Source organism: Pseudoalteromonas sp. SG41-5 (assembly GCF_014164495.1).
Taxonomy (GTDB): domain Bacteria; phylum Pseudomonadota; class Gammaproteobacteria; order Enterobacterales; family Alteromonadaceae; genus Pseudoalteromonas; species Pseudoalteromonas rhizosphaerae.
Genome location: NZ_JACJFH010000028.1, coordinates 43,652 through 50,085, shown reverse-complemented (window position 1 = coordinate 50,085; position 6,434 = coordinate 43,652). Strand labels below are relative to the sequence as shown.

4 protein-coding genes are annotated in these 6,434 nt (G+C 42.6%); 3 read left to right on the top strand and 1 reads right to left on the bottom strand.

Annotated elements, in window-relative coordinates:
• Positions 1-17 precede the first annotated feature (17 nt).
• Positions 18-1,649, bottom strand: a complete 1,632-nt coding sequence (locus tag H5232_RS09570; protein WP_182718969.1) for an endonuclease — start codon at positions 1,647-1,649, stop codon at positions 18-20.
• Positions 1,650-2,056: 407 nt separating this feature from the next.
• Between H5232_RS09570 and H5232_RS09565 the strand changes: the two genes are divergently transcribed.
• The 3 genes from H5232_RS09565 to H5232_RS09555 all read left to right on the top strand — a co-directional run bounded on the left by H5232_RS09565 (position 2,057) and on the right by H5232_RS09555 (position 6,408).
• On the top strand, positions 2,057-3,865 hold the full coding sequence (locus H5232_RS09565; protein ID WP_182718970.1) for an assimilatory sulfite reductase (NADPH) flavoprotein subunit: 1,809 nt from the start codon (positions 2,057-2,059) through the stop codon (positions 3,863-3,865).
• A gap of 62 nt (positions 3,866-3,927) precedes the next feature.
• Positions 3,928-5,625, top strand: a complete 1,698-nt coding sequence (cysI, locus tag H5232_RS09560) for an assimilatory sulfite reductase (NADPH) hemoprotein subunit (protein WP_149980449.1) — start codon at positions 3,928-3,930, stop codon at positions 5,623-5,625.
• A gap of 42 nt (positions 5,626-5,667) precedes the next feature.
• Positions 5,668-6,408 (top strand): phosphoadenylyl-sulfate reductase, encoded by a 741-nt coding sequence (locus tag H5232_RS09555; protein WP_182718971.1) that lies wholly within the window; start codon positions 5,668-5,670, stop codon positions 6,406-6,408.
• The last annotated feature ends 26 nt before the right edge of the window (positions 6,409-6,434 follow it).

Here is a 6,434-nt window from a genome sequence, read left to right as displayed (position 1 = left end):
CCGCTGACCGCTGACCTTTACCAAATCATCTCAACAAATTCTGGATGATCGATATATGGATTGCGATTGCCTTGATGCTCATAAGCGGCTTGGTTTCTATCTAGTTCAAGTTGACTGACTGGATCGTCGTTATGCCAATTAACCAACATAGTCACTACCCAATTCTCAAACACTTGGTTACTAGAGCCGTTAAGCACGGCATTACTAGCCGTGGTGTTGTTTTGCCAAGTACCAATGACGTTTTCGTAGCGGGTTGCCATATAAAAATAGGCGCGGGCAAAGTCACCTTTAAACTCATCGATTGGCTCAAATACTGTGCCTGAGTAATTAATCGAGCTGGCTGCACTGCCAAGTTTACTGCCATTGCTTGAGGTGAAACTGGCGCTGCCTACTTCGCCAAATGGGTAATTGCTACGTTTTGAATTAACATAACCATCGGTTGCAAAAATATGATGTACGTCTGAATTCATAGGCTCATTTGTGCCGCCAAACCAACTTTTCGGAAATGAATGTTCGCGGTTATAACAATCAGCTTCACTATTGTAAGTGCCGCATTGATCACTTACAGCGACATAGTTATAGCTGTCTTGACCGGTGGGATTTTCTGAATAGCGATCGAGTATTGAATTGTCATTTTCAAAGTACTTATCCCGTGAAGCAAGATCGTAAAAACTCCAAATAGCTGAATAACCTTGTGAGTTGTGACCTTTAATAATGTTATAAAGCGCGGTTTTAAGTGCATAGCCCGTTAAACCTTGTGCTGTAACATAGTAGCCAGTTGGCTCGATGGGTGGCGTTTCGGGGTTGGTATTATCACCAAGTATAAAGGGAGTTGCTTCACTGCTTTGAAAACTACTGCCGTTAGCCAATGTTGTTTGGGCAGATGTTAGCGCGTAGCTACCATTACCAAATGAACAGCAAATACCGTCGCCGTAACTATCAAAAATACTAAATGTGTAATCGCCATCAACTAAGCAAGCTTGCTCTGTGTAGCTGTTGTTGCCACTATAACTGCCACCTGACGCAACTGCTATGCCTTGGGCGTTAGTGATCTGCCAGCTAGTCTCTTCGCCATAGTTATCAGTTGTCAGTGCTAAGTTAACGGTGTTATCAGCACAACCGACTGGTGGCGGTGGGGTGGTATCACTAGAACCTGGTGTAAAACTATCCACATAAATAGTTTCACTGCCATCAAAGCCGCTGACATCGTAAAAACGCAGGCCCACGGTAATCGTAGCATTGCTGGTTGCTGTATATGTATAGCTTATTTGTTGCCACTGATTTAATAACGCTGGATTTGAATAGCCTTGATAGCCGTCGGCAATTAAGCGCGCTTTAATGCCGCCTTCGGTGTGATAAACCCAGCTTGAGAATAAGTAGCTTTTGCCGGCCTCAACAGTAACTTCTTGCAGTAAATCAGTATTGCTTTGACTAGCGGTATTAACCACTACTTTTGCAGCAAGAGCTCCTGAATTCACTATGGTATTTGAAGCTGATAGTGTAATGCCTGAGTCAATCGTACTCCAGCCGTTTGGGCTATTACTTGACCAGTTTTCAAAGTCACCATTATTAATGCTGGCCATGCAGGGAAGTGCTGTAGCTAACATAGCACTGCTGAGTATGAGTTTTCTATATGCCCCGTGTGACATAGTGTTTCCTTATTGTATTTATAGTCGGCGCACAGAATGTGGCCAAATCCACTATAGCCTACTCAAGATTTGTTGCAAAAAAGTTAATTTGTATTTTGAAAAAAATGAAGTGAATAAATTTTTGTATGATATTTCTGATCGGCTAAGCGTGGTGCTGAAATCATCAGCAGTTATTTTTACCTTTTAATCTGTTTTTACTGGTTAATTTATAAATTAATAACTAAATGGAATAACAAAGCAGATTCTATTCTTTTTTTATTGGCGCGTACCCCGTTATTCTTCACACTAAGAGAAATCTTTAGGGCCTGAGTTATTTGCCTTAAAGGCGACACAAATTTTAGGCAAAGTGATTACTGTAATCAGTGATCATTTTGCAGATAACTTTCAGGGTTACGGGGAATTAATTCATGTTGTTAGGTCAACTCAATGCCGCGGCAAGTCCGCTATCGCAAGAGCAAGTACAAAAGCTGCAAGGTTTAGTGGCTGAGCTTAATCCAATTCAGCAAGCTTGGGTAAGTGGCTACCTTGCTGCGAATGCCAATACGGCGGCCTTAGGTGGTGTTGTAGGTGCTGCGCCAAGTGCTGGAGATGCAGCTGCATTGACCATTTTATATGGCTCACAAACCGGTAATTCAAAAGGTGTAGCGACTAAGCTCAAAGAGCAAGCGGAGTCTCGTGGTTTAGCTGTTAAGTTAGTTAGCATGGCTGATTACAAACCAACGGCCCTGAAAAAAGAAAAATTCTTAACTGTCGTTGTTTCTACTTACGGTGAAGGTGAGCCGCCTGAAGATGCAGAAACATTACATGAGTTTTTAGCAACCAAAAAAGCACCTAAGCTTGATGGCGTTAAAATTGCGGTTATAGGTTTAGGTGATTCAAGCTATGAGTTCTTCTGTCAAACAGCAAAAGATTTTGAACAGCGCTTAAATAAGCTCGGTGCAGAAACCATTTATCAGCGTGCTGATTTAGACGTTGATTACGATGATGAAGCCGCCAGCTGGATCAGCGGAGCACTTGATGCATTTGAACCTGATTTAAAAGCACAGCAAGGCGCAACAGGTGGGCAAGTGGTGTCATTTGGTACACCAGCAACAGCTGCCAGCCAATATACTAAGCAAAACCCATTTCCAGCAGAGCTTAGCCTAGTGCAAAAGATCACTGGTCGTGACTCTAGCAAAGATGTGCGCCATGTTGAGATTTCACTGGAAGGGTCTGATATTACTTACACACCGGGTGACTCGCTGGGTGTGTACTTCTTAAATGATGAAGCACTGGTTGATGAAGTACTGACACTGACGCAAATTGATGCTGCAAGCCAAGTTAAAATCGCTGATGAAGAGCTCAGTATTCGTGATGCACTGATTGAAAAACTTGAATTGACTCAGTCATACCCTGGCTTTGTGGAAAAGTACGCGATAGCGACAGGCACACCTGAGTTATTAAAGCTGGTTGAAGATAAAGCGGCAATGCGTGAATACATCGAGCCTCGTCAAATCTATGATGTGATCCGCCAAAATCCAGCCAAGCTTGAAGCACAAACTTTAGTTGATTGCCTACGCAAACTACAAGCGCGTTTATATTCTATCGCTTCAAGCCAAGCTGAGGTTGAAGATGAAGTGCATTTAACCATTGGTCTAGTTGAATTTGAGGCATTCGGTAGTGAGCACTTAGGTGGTTGTTCGGGTTATTTAGCACGTCGTGCCGAAGAAGGCTGTAGAGTAAAAGTATATAGCGAGCATAACGATAACTTCCGTTTACCTGCTAACGACGAAACGCCAGTGATCATGGTCGGCCCTGGTACTGGTATTGCGCCGTTCCGTGCTTTCTTACAAGAACGTGATGCCCGCGAAGCATCCGGTAAAAACTGGTTATTCTTTGGTAACCCACACTTTACCCAAGATTTCTTATATCAAGTAGAAATTCAAGGTTACTTAAAATCAGGGCTACTAAGTAAAGTTGATGTGGCGTTTAGCCGTGACCAAGCAGAGAAGGTCTACGTGCAAGACAAGCTACGCCAAAACAGCAAAGACGTATTTGCATGGCTAGAAGCGGGCGCGCATTTATATATTTGTGGTGACGCTAATCGAATGGCAAAAGACGTGCACAATGCGTTGGTTGATATTATTAGCGAGAACACAGGTAAGAGCTATGAAGATGCAGATCAATACTTGAAAGATTTGCGCAGCGCTAACCGCTATCAGAAAGACGTGTACTAAGCGCACGTAGTTTATTTTATTAAAAGCTAACAGCCGTCACTGTAACAAATTTAGGATTAAACATGAGCGAACAAGATAAAAACGTAAAGCTTTCTGATAACGAGCGCTTGAAAAGAGAAAGTAACTTTTTACGTGGCACAATTGAACAAGACTTAAAAAATGAGATCACCGGTGGTTTCACTGCGGATAACTTTCAGTTAATTCGTTTCCACGGGATGTATCAGCAAGATGACCGTGATATTCGTGGTGAGCGTGCTAAGCAAAAGCTTGAGCCATTACACAACGTCATGTTACGTGCACGTATGCCTGGCGGTATCATCAAGCCAGAGCAATGGTTAGCAATTGATAAGTTCGCAGATGAAAAAACCAGCTACGGTAGTATTCGTTTAACAACTCGCCAAACGTTTCAGTTTCATGGTGTGTTAAAGCCAAATATAAAAGGCATGCACCAAATGTTGGATAGCGTGGGCATTGACTCAATCGCAACAGCGGGTGATGTAAACCGTAACGTACTATGCACTACTAATCCGGTTGAATCTGAGCTGCATCAAGAAGCGTATGAGTGGGCAGCGAAAATTTCTGAGCACTTGTTACCAAAAACTAAAGCGTATGCTGAAATTTGGCTAAACGGCGAAAAAAGCGAAACCACAGAAGAGCCAATTTTAGGTTCAACTTACTTACCACGTAAGTTTAAAACCACAGTGACTATTCCACCGAACAACGAAGTGGATGTGCATGCGAATGACTTAAACTTTGTCGCGATTGCTGATAACGGTAAATTAGTTGGTTTTAACGTGCTAGTAGGTGGTGGTCTTGCTATGACTCACGGCGATACTGCAACGTATCCACGTAAAGCCGATGATTTTGGTTTTATCGCACTCGAAGATACGCTAAAAATTGCTGAGCATGTGGTGTCTGTACAGCGCGACTGGGGTAATCGCTCAAACCGTAAAAATGCAAAAACTAAATACACCTTAGATCGTGTAGGTACTGATGTATTTAAAGCGGAAGTAGAGCAACGTGCAGGGGTTAAATTTGCACCAAGCCGCCCTTATGAGTTTACTCATCGTGGCGATCGCATTGGTTGGGTTGAAGGTATTGATGGTAAGCATCACTTAACCTTATTTATCCAAAGTGGTCGTATTTTAGATTTTCCGGGTAAACCACTGAAAACAGGTTGTCGTAAAATTGCTGAAATTCACCAAGGTGATTTTCGTATGACGGCAAATCAAAACTTGATCATTGCCGGTGTGCCTGCTGATCAAAAAGCAATAATTGAAAAAATAGCGCGTGAACACGGTTTGATTGATGACAAAGATTCAGAGCAGCGAAAAAACTCAATGGCCTGTGTTTCACTGCCGACTTGCCCTTTAGCGATGGCGGAAGCCGAGCGTTATTTACCAAGCTTAATTGAAAAAACTGAAGCGCTGCTTGCTAAACACGGTATTCCTGATGATAGTATTATCATGCGTGTTGTTGGTTGCCCGAATGGCTGTGGCCGCGCAATGTTGGCTGAAGCAGGGTTGGTGGGTAAAGGACCTGGCAAATATAACGTTTACTTAGGTGGCAATCTTGAAGGTACTCGTATTCCTAAGTTGTATTTAGAGAATGTCGGTGAAGACGTGTATTTAGAGGCCTTTGATAAATTAATAGGTCAATGGGCAAGTGAGCGTAACGACGGCGAATGTTTTGGTGATTTTGTGATCCGCAAAGGCATTGTTGCTGAAGTTAAAGTCTCAGTCACCGATTTCTACGCATAATTTAAAGCAAGCGTTCGCGCTTGCTAAGGTTTGGAATTTACTATGAGTGAATTTAAAAACATTTTACAGCTTGATAAAGAAAGCCAAGTAACACTGCTTGCTGATGCTAACCGCATATTAAAAGATATGAGCGCTGAGCAGCGTGTAGCATGGGCACTGGAAAACTTGCCAGATACGCAGTTTTTATCATCAAGCTTTGGTATTCAAGCCGCGGTAATGTTGCATTTAGTAACGTCACAAAAAGCCGATATTCCAGTGGTGCTAACTGATACAGGTTATTTATTTCCAGAGACTTATCAGTTTATTGAGCAAATGACCGAACGCTTATCACTAAATTTGAAAGTGTATAAGTCGCAGTTAAGCCCAGCTTGGCAAGAAGCCAAGTTTGGTAAGTTATGGGAGCTAGGCGAAGCGGGTATTAAACAATATAACCAGCTTAATAAAGTTGAGCCAATGACTCGCGCATTAAAAGATATAAATGCAGGTACTTGGTTTAGCGGCTTGCGTCGTGACCAATCATCGACACGTGCTGACAAGCAAGTTGTTGAAATTAGCCGTGGCACGGTAAAGGTTTATCCAATCATTGAATGGTCAAATCGCGATGTTTATCAGTACCTGACTAAACATGACTTACCATACCACCCATTATGGGAGCAAGGTTATGTGTCAATGGGCGATGTGCATACTACGCGTAAACTAGAGCCAGGTATGACCGAAGAAGAGACCCGTTTTTTTGGTCTAAACCGCGAATGTGGCCTACACATTGATGGTGATGGGATCTAATCTTACGGTTATCATTAAATTCCTAA

Excerpts from the sequence above, each read along its gene's own strand:
- H5232_RS09570 (WP_182718969.1), bottom strand. The coding sequence starts at position 1,649 with ATGTCACACGGGGCATATAGAAAACTCATACTCAGCAGTGCTATGTTA.
- H5232_RS09555 (WP_182718971.1), top strand. The coding sequence starts at position 5,668 with ATGAGTGAATTTAAAAACATTTTACAGCTTGATAAAGAAAGCCAAGTA.
- cysI (WP_149980449.1), top strand. The coding sequence starts at position 3,928 with ATGAGCGAACAAGATAAAAACGTAAAGCTTTCTGATAACGAGCGCTTG.
- H5232_RS09565 (WP_182718970.1), top strand. The coding sequence starts at position 2,057 with ATGTTGTTAGGTCAACTCAATGCCGCGGCAAGTCCGCTATCGCAAGAG.